Origin of the sequence: Citrobacter portucalensis (assembly GCF_023374935.1) — a bacterium.
GTDB lineage: Bacteria > Pseudomonadota > Gammaproteobacteria > Enterobacterales > Enterobacteriaceae > Citrobacter > Citrobacter portucalensis.
Window position 1 is genome coordinate 4318924 of record NZ_CP092466.1, and the last position, 17005, is coordinate 4335928.

Genomic DNA, 17005 nt, shown 5'->3' on the forward strand with positions numbered 1-17005 from the left:
ATTCTTAAAAGTTGTTCTGCGTAATTATTAAACATTCTAAGATAAAATGTATACAGATCACAGGATTACAATAATCACGCTTTCGTATGTCCGAAAAAAGCACTTATGAGCAAAAAAAACACTGAATGCTAAAACAGCAAAAAATGCTATTATCCTCATACCTGACGTCAGGTACTCGTTGTTGAAAGGATGAGGATATTTTATGGATCAGGCTGGCATTATTCGCGACCTATTAATCTGGCTGGAAGGTCATCTGGATCAGCCTTTGTCGCTTGACAATGTGGCGGCAAAAGCGGGCTATTCCAAGTGGCACCTGCAGAGAATGTTTAAGGACGTGACGGGCCATGCTATTGGCGCCTATATCCGCGCCCGTCGTTTATCGAAATCCGCAGTGGCGCTGCGCCTGACTGCGCGTCCAATTTTGGATATTGCGCTGCAATATCGCTTCGACTCTCAACAAACATTTACTCGCGCATTCAAGAAACAATTTTCCCAAACGCCTGCGCTGTATCGCCGTTCACCGGAATGGAGCGCATTCGGTATTCGCCCACCAATGCGACTGGGTGAATTTGCGATGCCTGCGCACGAGTTCGTTACGCTGGAAGATACGCAACTGCTCGGCACCACGCAAAGCTATTCCTGCTCGCTGGAACAGATTTCAGATTTCCGTCATGAAATGCGTATTCAGTTCTGGCGCGACTTCCTTGCTCAGGCTCCGGCGATCCCGCCAGTGCTGTACGGGCTTAACGAAACGCGTCCGAGCATTGAAAAAGATGACGAACAGGAAGTGTTTTACACCACAGCACTGACGCCGGAGCAGGCCAATGGCTATGTGCCGTCGGCGCAGCCTATCCTGTTACAGGGTGGCGAGTACGTGATGTTTACCTACGAAGGGCTGGGAACCGGCGTGCAAGAGTTTATCCTGACGGTTTACGGCACATGCATGCCGATGCTGAACCTGACGCGCCGTAAAGGACAGGATATCGAGCGATACTACCCGGCAGAAGATGCCAAAGCGGGGGATCGCCCGATCAACCTGCGCTGCGAATTCCTGATTCCGATTCGCCGCTAGCGCTGTAGTTCATCCAACGCAGGGGCGTCCAGATGTGAGATGTCCCCTGCCGTTTCAACGACCCATCCCGGCGCCAGCCATAAGCTTTCCTGGTAATCAACGCGAGAAATTGAACAGTTGCGCAGACGCAAGCGACGTTCAGCCCATGCCGGTAATCCCAGAATTGTGCTCACCAGGCAACCCAGCGCGATACCGTGGCTGACCAGCAGTGGACGACTTCCCGGCGGCAGCTCCAGACAGGATGCCAGCGCCGCATTGACGCGATCGCTCAGCTCCTGCATCGATTCCCCTTCCGGAATACGACCATCCACCGTGCCGTTCACCAACTGGCGACGCCAGCCCTCTTCCTCTGGCGTCAGCGTATCGATGTGACGTTTTTCCAGCACCCCCATATTCAACTCACGCAGACGAGAATCATAGGTGATATCACAGCCGCAGGCCTGGGCGATGATTTCTGCGGTGCGTCGTGTACGGCCAAGATCGCTACTGATGACATGCGTAATACCAAACGAGCGGGCGCGTTCTCCCACCTGCATGGCTTGTTGTTCACCTTTAGCGGTTAGTGGGCTATCTGACTGGCCTTGAATACGTCGCTCGGCGTTCCACTGCGTTTCGCCATGGCGAACAAGGTATACCTGTAACATGCTTTTTTTCCGTTATACTGCGATGCGATGAATTTTCAAACTGAGCTTAATTATGCACAAGGTTATCTCTGCGACCACCAATCCTGCCAAAATTCAGGCAATTCTGCGGGCATTTGAAGAGATTTTCGGGGAAGGATCCTGCCATATTGAACCCGTCGCCGTCGAGAGTGGCGTGCCGGAACAACCTTTCGGAAACCAGGAAACGCGCACTGGCGCACGAAATCGCGTTGATAACGCTCGCCGCCTGCACCCGCAGGCTGATTTCTGGGTCGCCATTGAAGCAGGAATTGACGATGACGCCACCTTTAGTTGGGTGGTGATTGATAACGGCATTCAGCGTGGTGAAGCCCGTTCAGCCACGCTGCCATTGCCTACTGTCATTCTCGACAGAGTCCGTAAAGGTGAAGCACTCGGCCCGGTGATGTCGGACTATACAGGTATTGATGAGATTGGCCGTAAAGAAGGCGCAATCGGCGTTTTTACCGCGGGCAAGCTGACGCGCTCAAGCGTCTATCACCAGGCGGTGATTCTGGCGCTCAGCCCGTTTCATAACGCGGTGTATTTATAGCATTGTGCCGGATGTTCAATCGTAGGCCGGATAAGGCAAAGCCGCATCCGGCGGATCAATTTTTCCCGAGCAACACCTGCTCCAGCCACTGACGCAAATCCACCGGTGCGGATTTGAGGCTGTTCGACCCTCGCGTAATAGTGGCAATCCCCGCCCCGAGCTCGTTTTTAAGCTCACGCTGGCTCATCTCGCCGCGCAGCAGCTCTTCAATGATACGCACACGCGTGCCCAACGCTTCACGCTCATCCGGCGTTAACATCAAATTGAGCAGCGGCAGGTGTAAATCTTGTTCGTAGGCGTGTTTAAGCAGATCGACAAAACGTAACCACTCCTGGTGACGTTGTTCTGCCATCTCTGCTGAATAGGGTGATTGCTGAGTCATAAGATATCGCCATCGTTGCGGGGGAAACGTGCTTGCTTCCCCCTTTTGTACTCTTTAACGAGTACGATAGCATAACACAATCGACACGATCAGTAACGACGTTGCCATTCTGCGTCGCTCATCAACTCCGGTTTATCGCCGAGGAAATAGCGATAGTACGCATCATAAGCCAGCACATTCTTCACGTAACCACGCGTCTCTGAGAATGGAATACTTTCGACAAACGCCACAGCATCAATGCGGCCAGCGCTATTGCCAAGCCAGGTGCGAACGCGCCCCGGACCGGCGTTATAGGCTGCCGACGCAAAGATGCGGTTATTGCCGAATTGCTGATATACGTACTGCAAATAGCTGGTACCAATGTTGATGTTGGTATCAGGATCCAGTAGCTGGCTCGGACTGCTGTAACCTGGAATCGAGAACATTTTCACCGTATGCGTCGCCGTGCCTGGCATAATCTGCATCAGCCCGCTGGCGCCGACCGGTGATTTCACTTTCGGGTTCCAGGCGCTTTCCTGACGCGCTATCGCCATCGCATAGCTTGGCTGAATATCTTTGTCGCTGGTGTAACGGGTAAACAGATCTTTATAGGCCAATGGGAAGCGCTCTTCCAGATGATCCCACAGCTTACCGGCGATCGTCGCCTGAACGCTCAGATCCCACCAGTGATTGTTGAACGCGTAACGTGCCAACTGAGCCTGCTCGGACTTGGTACGGCTGGTAACCAGATTCGCCCATTCACTGCGCGCGGTATTATCCATGTTCCAGTACATTAGCTCGCGTACGCGTGCCATTTCTGGCCCCTGAGTCAGCGCAGAATCAACGTTCGCTGGCGCTTTATCCACTTTCAGCTCGTACTCTTCGCCCAGGCGCTGTGCCGCCACCATCGGATAGAAACCACGCTGCTGCATGAGCTGGTGCAGTATCTCTTTGGCTTCCGCATCACGTCCGCGCTCCAGCAGCAGATCAGCCTGCCAGTAGCGCCACTCGTCTTTTTCTTTTGCTTCCATTGGCAGACGTGCCAGCCACGTATTCAGGCCACGACGATCGCCGGTTCCCAGCGCCATGCGCACACGACGCTCCACAAGCGAGGTGGAATTGGAGCGCATAATCGCATCATCACGCCATTTGGCCTGCTCGTCGGTGACGTCATTGCCCATCAGACGCCAGGCAACAATATCGCGTAGCTCCTGGGTTTGCTCGTCATTAAGCTGTTGCGCCTGTACCAGGGACGGGATCATCAGGCGGGCGTTTTCCACATCCTGACGCGCCACGCTGGCAAAGGCGACCGCCGCCATCTGTCGGGTGAAATCCGTGGCACCAGTGGTGCGAGCAAAAGTCATCACCGAATTCGGATCGTTGGCCAGCGAGATGATCGCAGAGGCAATGGTTTGGTATTGTACGGGCATCTGTCCGGCCAGCGCCGTCACCAGACCGGTATTCCCGGCTTTCATCGCCAGACGAATACGCTCCAGATACGCCAGCGGATCCTGAGTGCCTGAGGCGCGCCATACGCCAAATAATTTGTCGCAGGCGTTCGGCTGACTTTTCCCGGTCAGCCACAGATCTTTCGCGCCCCGCCAGGCCTCTTCGGTTTGCCCGGTACTCCATTTCGCGAAGTAATAGTTGCATTGCGCTTCCGTGGTACCCGGTTTTTCCGGGCTAAACGCCAGCAGTCCACGCCAGTCTTCGCGGCGCGCCAGTTCATTCACGAAACGCGATTGCAACGTACGCGCCGGGGGCAGCGTCGGGTTGGCGCGCACAAAATTGGTGACGGTAATGGTCGGCTGATTCATCAGATCGTCAGTGATCTGACGATATTCCAGATAGGGATACAGAGGATAGTTCTTCAGGCCGGGCATCATCTGCTCTACGACATCCATCTGTCGGTTATCCCAGGCCTGCTTAATTTGCGCATAGCGATTGCGCTGCTCATCCAGGGAATCGGCTCGCGCCACTTGACTGACCGTCAGCAGACATACGCTGGCCGCCAGCAGGCGCCAGGTAAATTGTTTGGCTTTGTCCACAAGCTCTTCCTCTTGTCATGTTACGTCTGTGCAGCATCATGCCGCTTAATTAATTCATGCTAACCAGACATTGCAGAATGCGCCACGTCACGGACACTTTTTTACTTTTGTTGCGAGTGGGATCTGCTGGCTGGGATTGGGCAATGAAAAAGGCTACACTTCGCCTTTGATAACTATTCATCATCACGATAAACATAGAGGCGAGTCCAACGTGGCCCAATTCGTTTATACCATGCATCGTGTCGGCAAGGTCGTTCCGCCGAAACGTCATATTCTTAAAAACATCTCACTGAGCTTCTTCCCTGGCGCCAAAATTGGTGTACTCGGTCTGAACGGCGCGGGTAAATCGACCCTGCTGCGCATCATGGCCGGCATTGATACCGATATCGAAGGCGAAGCTCGCCCACAGCCTGGCATTAAAATCGGTTACCTGCCGCAGGAACCAAAACTGAACCCGGAACACACCGTCCGCGAATCCGTTGAAGAAGCGGTGGCCGAGGTGGTTAACGCCCTGAAAGGCCTGGACGAAGTGTACGCCAAGTACGCAGAACCGGACGCCGACTTCGATAAACTGGCCGCGCAACAGGGCAAGTTTGAAGAAATTATCCAGGCGCACGACGGCCATAACCTGAACGTGCAGCTCGAGCGTGCCGCTGACGCCCTGCGTCTGCCGGACTGGGATGCCAAAATCGAGAACCTTTCCGGTGGTGAACGCCGCCGCGTCGCGCTGTGCCGCCTGCTGCTGGAAAAACCGGACATGCTGCTGCTCGACGAACCAACTAACCACCTGGACGCCGAATCCGTCGCCTGGCTGGAACGCTTCCTGCACGACTTCGAAGGTACCGTCGTGGCGATTACCCACGACCGTTACTTCCTCGACAACGTTGCGGGTTGGATTCTGGAGCTGGACCGCGGCGAAGGTATTCCGTGGGAAGGCAACTACTCCTCCTGGCTGGAGCAGAAAGATCAGCGTCTGGCCCAGGAAGCCTCTCAGGAAGCGGCTCGCCGTAAATCCATTGAGAAAGAGCTGGAGTGGGTACGTCAGGGCGCTAAAGGCCGTCAGTCTAAGGGTAAAGCCCGTCTGGCACGCTTTGAAGAGCTGAACAACACCGAATACCAGAAACGTAACGAAACCAACGAACTGTTTATTCCACCTGGAGCACGTCTGGGCGATAAAGTCGTTGAAGTCACCAATCTGCGTAAATCCTACGGCGATCGCGTTTTGATCGACGATCTGAGTTTCTCCGTACCGAAAGGCGCAATTGTCGGCATCATCGGTCCGAACGGCGCGGGTAAATCTACCCTGTTCCGTATGATGTCCGGTCAGGAACAGCCTGACAGCGGCACCATCACGCTGGGTGAAACCGTCAAACTGGCCTCCGTTGACCAGTTCCGTGACGCCATGGACAACAGCAAAACCGTGTGGGAAGAAGTTTCCGGCGGGCTGGATATCATGCGAATCGGCAACACCGAGATGCCAAGCCGTGCCTACGTGGGCCGCTTCAACTTCAAAGGTGTGGATCAGGGCAAACGCGTCGGCGAGCTGTCCGGTGGTGAGCGTGGTCGTCTGCACCTGGCGAAGCTGCTGCAGGTTGGCGGCAACATGCTGCTGCTCGATGAACCAACCAACGACCTGGATATCGAAACCCTGCGCGCGCTGGAAAACGCCCTGCTGGAATTCCCGGGCTGCGCGATGGTTATCTCGCACGACCGTTGGTTCCTCGACCGTATCGCCACCCACATTCTGGATTACCAGGATGAAGGTAAGGTTGAGTTCTTCGAAGGTAACTTTACCGAATACGAAGAGTACAAGAAACGTACGCTGGGCGCCGATGCGCTGGAGCCGAAACGTATTAAGTACAAGCGTATTTCTAAGTAATTAGCGTTAAGTGCCGGATGGCGGCGTTACGCCTTATCCGGCCTACGAGGTTAGTGCGACTTGTAGGTCGAATAAGCACAGCGCCATCCTGTCTACGAGGTTAGTGCGACTTGTAGGCCGGATAAGCGCAGCGCCATCCTGTCTATGAGGTTAGTGCGACTTGTAGGTCGGATAAGCGCAGCGCATCCGGCATTAAAATCTACCTTTGCTCACCCATTAGTTCTTTCACCAACTCCACGCAGCGCAGGAAGCGGCCGTCGTAGTCAGGCTCCTGAACGTGCACAAAATTGATATTGTTTTCCTGCAGCATCTCGACCAGCAGCGTCTGAAACGCTTTTCTGTCAACTGAGCTTCCAAGGCTGCGTAAGCCATCCGCCACCCACGGGGTGTTGTTCTCCAACAGAATCACCAGGTCGAAGCGATACTCGTCAATCAGCGCTTGCACAAACGGATGTTCACGCCCTTCATACTTTTTACAGAAGGCCTGAGTGGTCACGAAATCGGTGTCGATGAATGCCACTTTATTGGCGTATTTAACAGCAAAATCGATGTATTGCGCTTGTCCCAGGGCGATTTTATCGTAGTCAGAATACTGCAACGCCATCTCATCGCCGCCCAAATGGGAGAAGACATAATCACGCCCGTATTCCCACGCACTGGTGGTGTTAAAGATATTGGCGAGCTTATTCACCAGCGTCGATTTACCGCTCGACTCCCCGCCGAGGATCGCCACGGTGCGCACGAAAAACGGCTTCACTTCAGTCGGAATATACTCCCAGTAGCGGAACGGGTTTTCACGGATTTGCCCACCGCTAATGCTCATAAACGTTCGCTTGGGATCCACCAGCACAGTTTCGATCCCCAGATGTTCGAGATACTGCGGGGCATCTGATTCTTCAGAGGTGTAGATCCAGTTTGGCTGGATCCCTTTCTCCTGCATAAACGTTTTGATCCCGTTGCTCCACACGTCCCAGCCGTGTGGATACGGCTCCATGCCTTCTTCGTTGAAGGCATGAATACGGATATTTTTCTGATACTTAAAGGTTTGCAGCAGCCAGCGTAAACGATCGGGCACCGTAGGCTGTTGCGACATGGCACTGTCTTCAAACAGGCTGCGATCGCGCGTGTCGTCATAGCCCATGATGATATGCAGTTCATCGACCTGGCTACAGGCGCGCTGGATAAGATAGATATGGCCGGTGTGCAGCGGATAAAACTTGCCGAATACCACACCGATATTTTTCTGCTGGCGCGGAAACTCCAGACCGAGAAAGCGGTGCAACGCCTCCAGCTTCTGCGCGCTGGGGCTTTTGATTTTGGCATTCAGCAGTTGGCTTAGGTATCCCTTGGTCATGCCACTGGCATCCGCCACCTGTTGCAGGGTACAGCCCTTTTGCTTTATGGCGGTTTTCAGATATTCAAATGACACAAGAGCCTCCTGCTGGAAAAATCGCGTAACACTGCCTGATGGCGCTTCGCTTATCAGGCCTACAACATCAATCCGTAGGCCGGATAAGACGCATTGCGTCGCCATCCGGCAAATTATACAACATCACTGCATACAGAGGATTATAAGTCGTCAAACACGCTTAACGCATCCGCAAGCTTCTTAACGCCAAAGACCTGCATGCCTTCCGGTACTTTTTTCGGTACGTTAGCGGCAGGGACAATAGCCCGGCGAAAGCCGTGCTTCGCCGCTTCCGAAATACGCTCCTGCCCGCTGGGTACCGGACGGATTTCGCCCGCCAACCCCACTTCGCCAAAGACAACTAAATCCTGTGGCAGCGGTCTGTCACGCAGGCTGGAGACCATTGCCAGCAGCAACGCCAGGTCGGCGCTGGTTTCGGTGACTTTTACGCCGCCGACTACATTAACAAACACGTCCTGATCCGCCATCTGCAAGCCACCGTGACGATGCAGCACCGCCAGCAGAATCGCCAGACGGTTCTGTTCCAGACCGACCGCCACGCGACGCGGGTTCGCCATCATTGAGTGATCGACCAGCGCCTGAATCTCTACCAGCAGCGGGCGCGTACCTTCCCAGACCACCATCACCGAACTGCCGGAGGTGACCTCATCGCCACGGCTTAAGAAGATAGCGGAAGGGTTGCTGACTTCACGCAGGCCCTGTTCGGTCATGGCAAAGACTCCCAGCTCATTCACCGCACCAAAACGGTTTTTATGGCTACGCAGAGTACGGAAACGAGAATCGGCGTCACCGTCGAGCAGTACCGAACAGTCAATACAGTGCTCCAGCACCTTCGGCCCGGCCAGCGAGCCGTCTTTGGTGACGTGGCCGACCATGACAATCGCCACGCCGCGCGTTTTGGCAAAACGCGTCAGGTAAGCCGCTGTTTCACGCACCTGCGCCACACTGCCCGGCGAAGACTGGATATCCGCCATGTGCATTACCTGAATGGAGTCGATCACCATCAGCTTCGGCTGTTCTTCTTCGGCAATCAGGCAAATTTGTTCAATACTGGTTTCCGACAGCATATTCAGATTCGCGGTCGGCAAACCGAGCCGGTGCGCTCGCATCGCCACCTGCTGCAGTGACTCTTCACCGGTGACGTACAGAGTTTTCATCTGCTCAGCGAGCTTGCACAGCGTTTGCAGCAGCAGCGTTGATTTCCCCGCGCCGGGGTTACCGCCAATCAGAATAGCGCTGCCGGGTACCACACCGCCGCCCAGTACGCGGTCAAATTCTTTAAATCCAGTGGAAAAACGCGGCAGTTCTTCAAGGCTGATGTCAGACAGCTTCTGCACTTTTGCCACGCCCGCATTCCCGGCATAGCCACTGAGCCGCTCGTTACGCGCCACCGTTGGCGATGCGGCAAGGCGCACCTCGGTAATGGTATTCCAGGCCTGACAGGCGCTGCATTGCCCCTGCCAGCGCGGGTAATCGGCCCCGCATTCATTACAAACAAAGGCGCGTTTTGGAGCTTTGGCCACGTTTTACCTCTTTCGTTAACGCTTTTGCCGGATGGCGCAGGCGCTTATCCGGCCTACGGACACCTTGCCATCGGGCGATTTAATCATTTCTGGTTCATGCTGCCGGAGAGAATGCAGAACACGCCCATCAGGTCAGCGTGGCGGATAGTAATCTCCGTCTTTTCATTCACTTTCGGTTTGGCATGATACGCAATACCCAGCCCGGCCGTTTTGATCATCGGCAGATCGTTAGCACCGTCGCCGATCGCCATCGTCTGCGCCATCGGGATCTCATATTCTTGTGCCAGGCGGGTCAGGGTATTGGCTTTGTACTGGGCATCGACGATATCGCCGATCACGTTGCCGGTAAATTTACCGTCCATGATCTCCAGCTCGTTTGCCACAGCCGCCGTCAGACGCAGTTTATTACGCAGGTAATCGGCAAAGAAGGTAAAGCCGCCAGAGGCAATAGCCACTTTCCAGCCGAGCGTTTCCAGTTTTAACACCAACTGTGTCAGGCCTGGCATCAGCGGTAGCGTTTCGCGCACCTGGTGCAGAATATTGGCATCAGCGCCCTTCAGCGTCGCGACGCGACTACGCAGGCTGGCGGTAAAGTCCAGTTCGCCGCGCATTGCGCGTTCCGTGACTTCCGCAACCATCTCACCGGTTCCAGCCAGTTTAGCAATTTCATCAATGCATTCGATCTGGATTGCCGTTGAGTCCATGTCCATCACCAGTAAACCCGGTGTGCGCAGATGCGGAATTTTACCTAGTGGCGCAACATCCAGTTTGGCATCATGCGCCAGTTTTGCCGCGCGCGGCGTTAACGAACCCGCCAGGCGAATCACCTGATAATCCTCGACGCACCAGGCAGCAACAATCACCATCGCCGCGCCCAGTTTGCTCTGGTATTGCGTTAAACGTTGTTTATCCAGCCCACGACCGTACAGCAGCCAGCCACTGCGACCCGCGTGGTAGTCCAGCGGCATGACTTCATCGCCACTTAAAGAGAGAGGCAGACCTGGCCACAGAGAAACATCTTCAGGTAGATCGCACCAGGTTATGTTAGGCATTAAAGCTCCTGTAAAATCGTTCGGGTCGGAATCATCAGGGGAAAATAACGCATGAGGCTACCCTGTAACCAGCGCTTCTGGCAACATTAAGTCTCAAATTTTCAGCAGGTGGAATATGGCTCGCGCAAAACTGAAATTCCGACTTCATCGTGCAGTGATTGTATTGTTCTGTCTTGCGCTGCTTGTCGCCCTGATGCAGGGCGCATCCTGGTTTAGTCAAAGTCACCAGCAGCAGCGTAATCCGCAGCTCGAAGAGCTGGCCCGTACGCTGGCCCGCCAGGTGGCGCTAAATGTTGCTCCGCTAATGCGTACCGAAACGCCGGATGAAAAACGCATCAAAGCGGTACTCACACAGCTGACGGAAAGTAGCCGTATTCTGGACGCTGGCGTGTACGATGAACAGGGAGACCTGATTACGCGTACCGGCGAGAGCGTCAACGTTCGTGACCGACTGGCGCTCGACGGCAAAAAAGCCGGGGGTTATTTTAACCAGCAGATTGTCGAACCCATTCAGGGGAAAAATGGCCCGCTGGGCTATTTGCGTCTGACGCTGGATACCCACACCCTCGCCACCGAGGCGAAGCAGGTAGATAACACCACCAATATCTTACGCCTGATGCTGCTGCTGGCGCTGGCGATTGGCGTCGTGCTCACCCGTACCTTATTGCAAGGCAAGCGTACCCGCTGGCAGCAATCCCCTTTCCTGCTGACCGCCAACAAACCGGTGCAGGAAGAAGACAACGAGAAAAAAGAGTAAAAGCAGTAAAAACTGTAAAACAGAAGGGAAATCAACCATGACTACACTACGCCTGCTTATCTCAGACTCTTACGATCCGTGGTTTAACCTCGCGGTCGAAGAGTGCATTTTTCGCCAGATGCCCGCCACGCAGCGCGTCCTGTTCTTGTGGCGTAACGCCGATACGGTGGTGATTGGCCGGGCGCAAAACCCGTGGAAAGAGTGTAATACCCGCCGTATGGAGGAAGACAACGTGCGGCTCGCCCGCCGTAGCAGCGGCGGCGGCGCGGTGTTCCATGACTTAGGCAATACCTGCTTTACCTTTATGGCCGGTAAACCGGAATACGACAAAACCATTTCCACCGCGATTGTCCTCAACGCATTGAATTCTCTGGGTGTGACGGCAGATGCCTCCGGGCGTAACGATCTGGTTGTGAAAACGCCAGACGGCGATCGCAAGGTTTCAGGCTCTGCTTATCGGGAAACGAAAGATCGCGGATTCCACCACGGCACGCTGCTGCTAAATGCCGATCTCAGCCGCCTGGCAAATTATCTCAATCCCGACAAAAAGAAACTCGCAGCAAAGGGGATCACCTCTGTCCGCTCACGGGTGGCGAATTTGACGGAGCTGTTACCGGGCATCACCCATGAACAGGTCTGTCAGGCCATCACGGAAGCCTTTTTTGCTCATTATGGCGAACGCGTTGAAGCGGAAGTGATCTCACCAGATAAAACGCCAGACCTGCCAAATTTTGCCGAAACCTTTGCCCGCCAGAGCAGTTGGGAATGGAATTTTGGTCAGGCACCTGCTTTCTCGCATCTGCTGGACGAGCGTTTCACTTGGGGTGGCGTTGAGCTGCATTTCGACGTCGAAAAAGGTCATATCACGCGCACACAGGTGTTTACCGACAGTCTCAATCCCGCGCCGTTAGAAGCGCTGGCGGAGCGGCTACAGGGCTGCCAGTATCGCGCCGATGTTTTACAGCAGACTTGCGAAGCGCTGGTTACGGAATATCCGGATCAGGAAAACGAGCTGCGTGAACTGGCGGCGTGGGTGGCGAAGGCCTTGCGTTAAGCGATTAGTGGCGAATTGCCGGATGGCGGCTGCGCCTTATCCGGCCTACAAGACCGCTCCTGTAGGCCTGATAAGCGAATCGCCATCAGGCATTAATAGCGGCATTCCCGTAGGCCCGGTAAGCGAAGCGCCACCGGGCCACAACAACCTTACTCTTTATCGCCCAGCAGAACGGATTCCAGCGCGATTTTGATCATGTCGTTGAAGGTCGTCTGACGTTCAGCGGCAGTGGTCTGCTCGTGAGTACGGATATGGTCGGAAACGGTGCAGATGGTCAGCGCTTTTGCACCAAATTCCGCAGCAACACCGTAGATGCCCGCAGCTTCCATTTCCACGCCCAGCACGCCGTATTTTTCCATCACGTCGAACATTTCACCGTCCGGAGAGTAGAACAGGTCAGCAGAGAACAGGTTGCCCACGCGCGCGTCTACACCCAGTGCTTTTGCCGCATCAACCGCGTTACGCACCATGTCAAAGTCAGCGATAGCAGCGAAGTCATGATCTTTAAAACGGATACGGTTAACTTTGGAGTCGGTGCAAGCGCCCATACCGATAACCACGTCACGCAGTTTAACGTCCATACGCACAGCGCCGCAGGAGCCTACGCGAATGATTTTCTTCACGCCGAAATCGGTGATCAGCTCTTTGGTGTAGATGGAGCAGGACGGGATACCCATACCGTGACCCATAACGGAGATCTTACGGCCTTTGTAAGTACCGGTGAAACCTAACATGCCGCGAACGTTGTTCACTTCACGAACATCTTCGAGGAAAGTTTCAGCAATATGCTTTGCACGCAGCGGGTCGCCCGGCATCAATACGACGTCAGCGAAATCACCCATTTCTGCATTAATATGTGGAGTTGCCATTTTTTGTCCTTATCTTGTTGTTATTGCCTGATGGCGGCTACGCCTATCAGGCCTACAAAACGTATGCAAAACAGTGAAATACCCTAAGGATTTCGCGTTGCAGGAAGGCGACGAATTCGTGAATCCCCGGGAGCATAGATTAGCTATGTGACCGGGGTGAGCGAATGAAGTCAACGCATCTACAGCGCGAAAGACAACGGGTATTACAGCATGTTTTTACCGTAGTCCATCGGTGACGTACCAAAGTAGCTCGCCAGCGTCTGACCGATATCCGCGAAGGTTTCACGGTGGCCCAAAGAACCAGGTTTCACTTTCGGGCCGTAAACCAGTACCGGAATGTGTTCACGGGTGTGGTCAGTGCCGGTCCAGCTCGGGTCACAGCCGTGGTCGGCGGTCAGGATCAGAATGTCATCTTCTCCCACCAGCTCCATCAGCTCAGGCAGACGGCGGTCGAACAGTTCCAGGCCCGCAGCATAACCGGCGATATCGCGACGATGTCCCCAGGAAGAGTCGAAATCAACGAAGTTGGTGAAGACGATGGTCTTATCACCCGCTTCTTTCATCTCTTTGATGGTGGCGTCGAACAGCGCGTCCAGACCGGTGGCTTTCACTTTTTTGGTGATGCCGCAGTTAGCGTAGATATCCGCGATTTTACCGACGGAAACAACATGACCGTCTTTTTCGTCGACCAGTTTCTGCAGCACGGTCGGTGCTGGCGGCTCAACGGCCAGGTCGTGACGGTTACCGGTACGCTGGAAGTTACCGGCTTTATCACCGATAAACGGACGTGCGATAACGCGACCGATGTTGTAACCACCTTCGGTCAGCTCTTCACGTGCGATTTCGCACAACTCGTAGAGTTTATCCAGGCCAAACGTCTCTTCGTGGCAGGCAATCTGGAACACGGAGTCAGCGGAGGTATAGAAAATCGGCTTGCCGGTTTTCATATGCTCTTCACCCAGTTGATCCAGGATCACGGTACCGGAAGAGTGACAGTTGCCGAGGTAGCCCGGCAGGTTGGCACGTTTTACCAGTTTATCCAGCAGTTCTTGCGGGAAGCTGTTTTCATGATCTGAGAAATATCCCCAGTCAAACAGAACCGGGACACCCGCGATTTCCCAGTGGCCAGACGGCGTGTCTTTCCCGGAAGAAAGTTCATGCGCCCATGCGTAGGCACCAATCACTTCCGCGTTACCGTCCATACCAGCAGCAATTTTACCGGTAGAACCTTCGTGAGCTTTCACCAGGCCCAGACGGGTCAGGTTAGGCAGATTCAGTGGACCTTTGCGACCATTGTCAGCTTCACCTTTCGCACAGGCTTCTGCAATGTGTCCCATAGTGTCTGAACCTACGTCGCCAAAGCGATCCGCATCTTCAGTCGCACCAATACCAAAGGAGTCCAGCACCATAATAAATGCACGTTTCATCTTGTTCTCCATACATCTGCGCCGCAAAAAAGCGATCAGATCAGTATACAGTTATTCGGTAATACGACGATAGACTGTCGGTGTAATTTCTGGCGCTTTATCGTCAAGGCTAATTGCCGCTTTGACCGCTTTCGCCGCTTCCTGCCAGCTGGCTTCGTCTTTCGCGTGGATCACCGCCAGCGGGCGTTGTCCGTCTACGCTGTCGCCCAGACGCGCCATGTCGCTAAAGCCAACGCTGTAATCAATGGTGTCCGAAGCCTGACGACGACCGCCGCCCATGGAAACGACCGCCATCCCCAGCGCACGGGTATCCATTGCGCTGACAAAGCCTTCGGTATCAGCATATACCGCTTTGCTGAGCATTGCCGTTGGCAGGTACTTCGCATAATTTTCGACAAAATCGGTCGGGCCTTTCTGCGCCGCAACCATGCGACCAAAAATCTCTGCTGCTTTGCCGTTATCCAGCACCGTCTGCAATTTCGCACGGGCTTCGGCGTCATCTTTCGCCAGATTGCCGGAGATCAGCATTTCCACGCACAGCGCCATGGTGACGTCTAACAGACGTGGATTGCGGTATTCACCAGTCAGGAACTGCACCGCTTCGCGAACTTCGACCGCGTTACCTGCGCTGGAGGCCAGCACCTGGTTCATATCGGTTAACAGCGCGGTGGTACGTACACCCGCACCGTTTGCCACACCGACAATCGCTTCAGCGAGAGCTTCAGAAAGCTCGTAGGTCGGCATAAAGGCGCCGCTGCCCACTTTCACATCCATCACCAGCGCATCCAGCCCTTCCGCCAGTTTTTTCGCCAGAATGGAACCAGTAATCAGCGGGATGGAATCCACCGTCGCGGTAATATCGCGGGTGGCATAAAAACGTTTATCCGCCGGTGCGAGCGAGCTGGTTTGCCCAATAATCGCCACACCCACGTCTTTAATAATTTCACGGAAACGCGCGTCGTCCGGGAAGATGTCAAATCCAGGAATCGCTTCCAGTTTATCGAGCGTACCGCCGGTATGCCCCAGGCCACGCCCGGAGATCATCGGAATGTAACCGCCGCACGCTGCGACCATCGGGCCTAACATCAGTGACGTTACGTCACCCACACCGCCGGTAGAGTGTTTATCCACAATCGGGCCGTTCAGCTGCAGGCTTTTCCAGTCCAGCACGGTTCCTGAATCACGCATTGCCATGGTCAGCGAAACTCGCTCAGGCATTGTCATATCGTGGAAGAAAATGGTCATCGCCAGGGCGGCGATTTGCCCTTCAGAGATGGTGTTGTCGCGAATACCATTGATAAAGAAACGAATTTCTTCATCGCTCAGCGCATGACCATCACGTTTTTTACGAATAATTTCTTGTGCGAGAAACACGGTAACCCCCAGGGGAAAAGAGTAGAAGGCCGTTGTAGGCCGGGTAAGCAACGCGCCACCCGGCAGTCGTCTTAATGCCGGATGGCGGCTACGCCTTATCCGGCCTACGTCGCTACAGCTCCGGCAATATAAGGCTTAGTAGCTGCTTGCGCTCTTGCCATCGCCGTGACCCAGCGCTTTCAGCAGGCTCGCCAGCAGGCTGGATGCGCCAAAACGGTAGTGACGAGAATCAGCCCAGTCAGCGCCAAACAGTTCATCGGCAATCGCCAGGAACTGCTGTGCATCTTCTGCAGTGCGAACGCCACCAGCCGGTTTGAAACCTACAGTTTTAGAAACACCCATGTCGCGGATCACTTCCATCATGATGCGTGCGCTTTCCGGCGTCGCATTGACCGGCACTTTACCGGTAGAAGTTTTGATGAAATCAGCACCGGCTTTGATGGAGATTTCAGACGCTTTTCGAATCAGTGCTTCTTCTTTCAGCTCACCGGTTTCGATGATGACTTTCAGCAGCACGTTTGCCGCCGCACACGCGTCTTTACAGGCTTTAACCAGATCGAAACCAATCTGCTCGTTACCGGCGATCAGCGCACGGTACGGGAACACCACGTCAACTTCATCTGCGCCGTAAGCAATCGCCGCGCGGGTTTCAGCCAGCGCAATCTCGATGTCGTCGTTGCCATGCGGGAAGTTGGTTACGGTTGCAATGCGGATGTCCGGCGTGCCCTGCTCTTTCAGGGTCTTACGCGCAATAGGGATGAAACGCGGATAGATACAGATTGCGGCAGTGTTGCCAACCGGGGTCTTCGCCTGATGACACAGCGCGATCACTTTTTCATTGGTGTCGTCATCATTCAGGGTAGTCAGGTCCATCAGTTTCAGTGCACGCAGGCTGCTTGCTGTTAAATCGGTCATAACATTCTCCAACGGCATCGCCGTATAAAATTT

15 protein-coding genes are annotated in these 17005 nt (G+C 54.4%); 5 read left to right on the forward strand and 10 right to left on the reverse strand.

Features of this window, described 5'->3' with window-relative positions:
* The first annotated feature begins 202 nt into the window (after window positions 1-202).
* Complete coding sequence (gene robA, locus LY264_RS20925; protein ID WP_048214985.1) at window positions 203-1072, forward strand: MDR efflux pump AcrAB transcriptional activator RobA; 870 nt, start codon at window positions 203-205, stop codon at window positions 1070-1072.
* Here robA and gpmB read toward each other — a convergent pair.
* Window positions 1069-1716 (reverse strand): 2,3-diphosphoglycerate-dependent phosphoglycerate mutase GpmB, encoded by a 648-nt coding sequence (gene gpmB / locus LY264_RS20930; protein WP_003019006.1) that lies wholly within the window; start codon window positions 1714-1716, stop codon window positions 1069-1071. The two genes, robA and gpmB, sit on opposite strands and share 4 nt — an antisense overlap.
* Window positions 1717-1768: 52 nt before the next feature.
* On the opposite strand from gpmB, the gene yjjX reads away from it, so the two are divergent.
* On the forward strand, window positions 1769-2284 hold the full coding sequence (yjjX, locus tag LY264_RS20935; protein ID WP_008786139.1) for an inosine/xanthosine triphosphatase: 516 nt from the start codon (window positions 1769-1771) through the stop codon (window positions 2282-2284).
* A gap of 55 nt (window positions 2285-2339) precedes the next feature.
* Here the strand turns inward: yjjX and trpR are convergent, their stop codons facing one another.
* Together trpR and sltY are read right to left on the reverse strand one after the other, a co-directional pair.
* Window positions 2340-2666, reverse strand: a complete 327-nt coding sequence (gene trpR / locus LY264_RS20940) for a trp operon repressor (RefSeq protein ID WP_003837292.1) — start codon at window positions 2664-2666, stop codon at window positions 2340-2342.
* An 89-nt stretch (window positions 2667-2755) separates the two neighbouring features.
* Window positions 2756-4693 carry a murein transglycosylase gene (sltY, locus tag LY264_RS20945; protein WP_048227131.1) on the reverse strand — a complete coding sequence of 646 codons (1938 nt, stop codon included), beginning with the start codon at window positions 4691-4693 and terminating at the stop codon, window positions 2756-2758.
* Between the two features lie 211 nt (window positions 4694-4904).
* Here sltY and ettA point away from each other — a divergent pair, with 211 nt between their 5' ends.
* Entirely contained in the window at window positions 4905-6572 is a 1668-nt protein-coding gene (gene ettA, locus LY264_RS20950; RefSeq protein WP_043018346.1) for an energy-dependent translational throttle protein EttA, read from the forward strand.
* A gap of 199 nt (window positions 6573-6771) precedes the next feature.
* On the opposite strand, the gene nadR is transcribed toward ettA, so the two are convergent.
* From nadR to serB, 3 genes are all read right to left on the reverse strand, one after another.
* On the reverse strand, window positions 6772-8001 hold the full coding sequence (nadR, locus tag LY264_RS20955) for a multifunctional transcriptional regulator/nicotinamide-nucleotide adenylyltransferase/ribosylnicotinamide kinase NadR (protein ID WP_003829942.1): 1230 nt from the start codon (window positions 7999-8001) through the stop codon (window positions 6772-6774).
* Between the two features lie 140 nt (window positions 8002-8141).
* Window positions 8142-9524 carry a DNA repair protein RadA gene (radA, locus tag LY264_RS20960; protein ID WP_003829944.1) on the reverse strand — a complete coding sequence of 461 codons (1383 nt, stop codon included), beginning with the start codon at window positions 9522-9524 and terminating at the stop codon, window positions 8142-8144.
* An 83-nt stretch (window positions 9525-9607) separates the two neighbouring features.
* Complete coding sequence (gene serB, locus LY264_RS20965) at window positions 9608-10576, reverse strand: phosphoserine phosphatase (RefSeq protein ID WP_071692308.1); 969 nt, start codon at window positions 10574-10576, stop codon at window positions 9608-9610.
* Window positions 10577-10691: 115 nt separating this feature from the next.
* Here serB and LY264_RS20970 point away from each other — a divergent pair, with 115 nt between their 5' ends.
* Together LY264_RS20970 and lplA are read left to right on the forward strand one after the other, a co-directional pair.
* On the forward strand, window positions 10692-11333 hold the full coding sequence (locus LY264_RS20970; protein WP_003829948.1) for a YtjB family periplasmic protein: 642 nt from the start codon (window positions 10692-10694) through the stop codon (window positions 11331-11333).
* Window positions 11334-11370: 37 nt separating this feature from the next.
* Window positions 11371-12387, forward strand: a complete 1017-nt coding sequence (lplA, locus tag LY264_RS20975; protein ID WP_048227132.1) for a lipoate--protein ligase — start codon at window positions 11371-11373, stop codon at window positions 12385-12387.
* Window positions 12388-12536: 149 nt separating this feature from the next.
* Here lplA and deoD read toward each other — a convergent pair whose 3' ends face one another.
* The 4 genes from deoD to deoC form a co-directional block, all read right to left on the reverse strand.
* Window positions 12537-13256: a purine-nucleoside phosphorylase gene (deoD, locus tag LY264_RS20980; RefSeq protein WP_000224864.1), complete on the reverse strand. Its 720-nt coding sequence runs from the start codon at window positions 13254-13256 to the stop codon at window positions 12537-12539.
* 203 nt (window positions 13257-13459) lie between these two features.
* A complete protein-coding gene (gene deoB, locus LY264_RS20985) occupies window positions 13460-14683 on the reverse strand; it encodes a phosphopentomutase (RefSeq protein ID WP_003019037.1) in 1224 nt (407 codons plus the stop codon).
* A 51-nt stretch (window positions 14684-14734) separates the two neighbouring features.
* On the reverse strand, window positions 14735-16057 hold the full coding sequence (gene deoA, locus LY264_RS20990) for a thymidine phosphorylase (RefSeq protein ID WP_003845626.1): 1323 nt from the start codon (window positions 16055-16057) through the stop codon (window positions 14735-14737).
* Window positions 16058-16192: 135 nt separating this feature from the next.
* A complete protein-coding gene (deoC, locus tag LY264_RS20995; RefSeq protein WP_003019042.1) occupies window positions 16193-16972 on the reverse strand; it encodes a deoxyribose-phosphate aldolase in 780 nt (259 codons plus the stop codon).
* Window positions 16973-17005 lie beyond the last annotated feature (33 nt).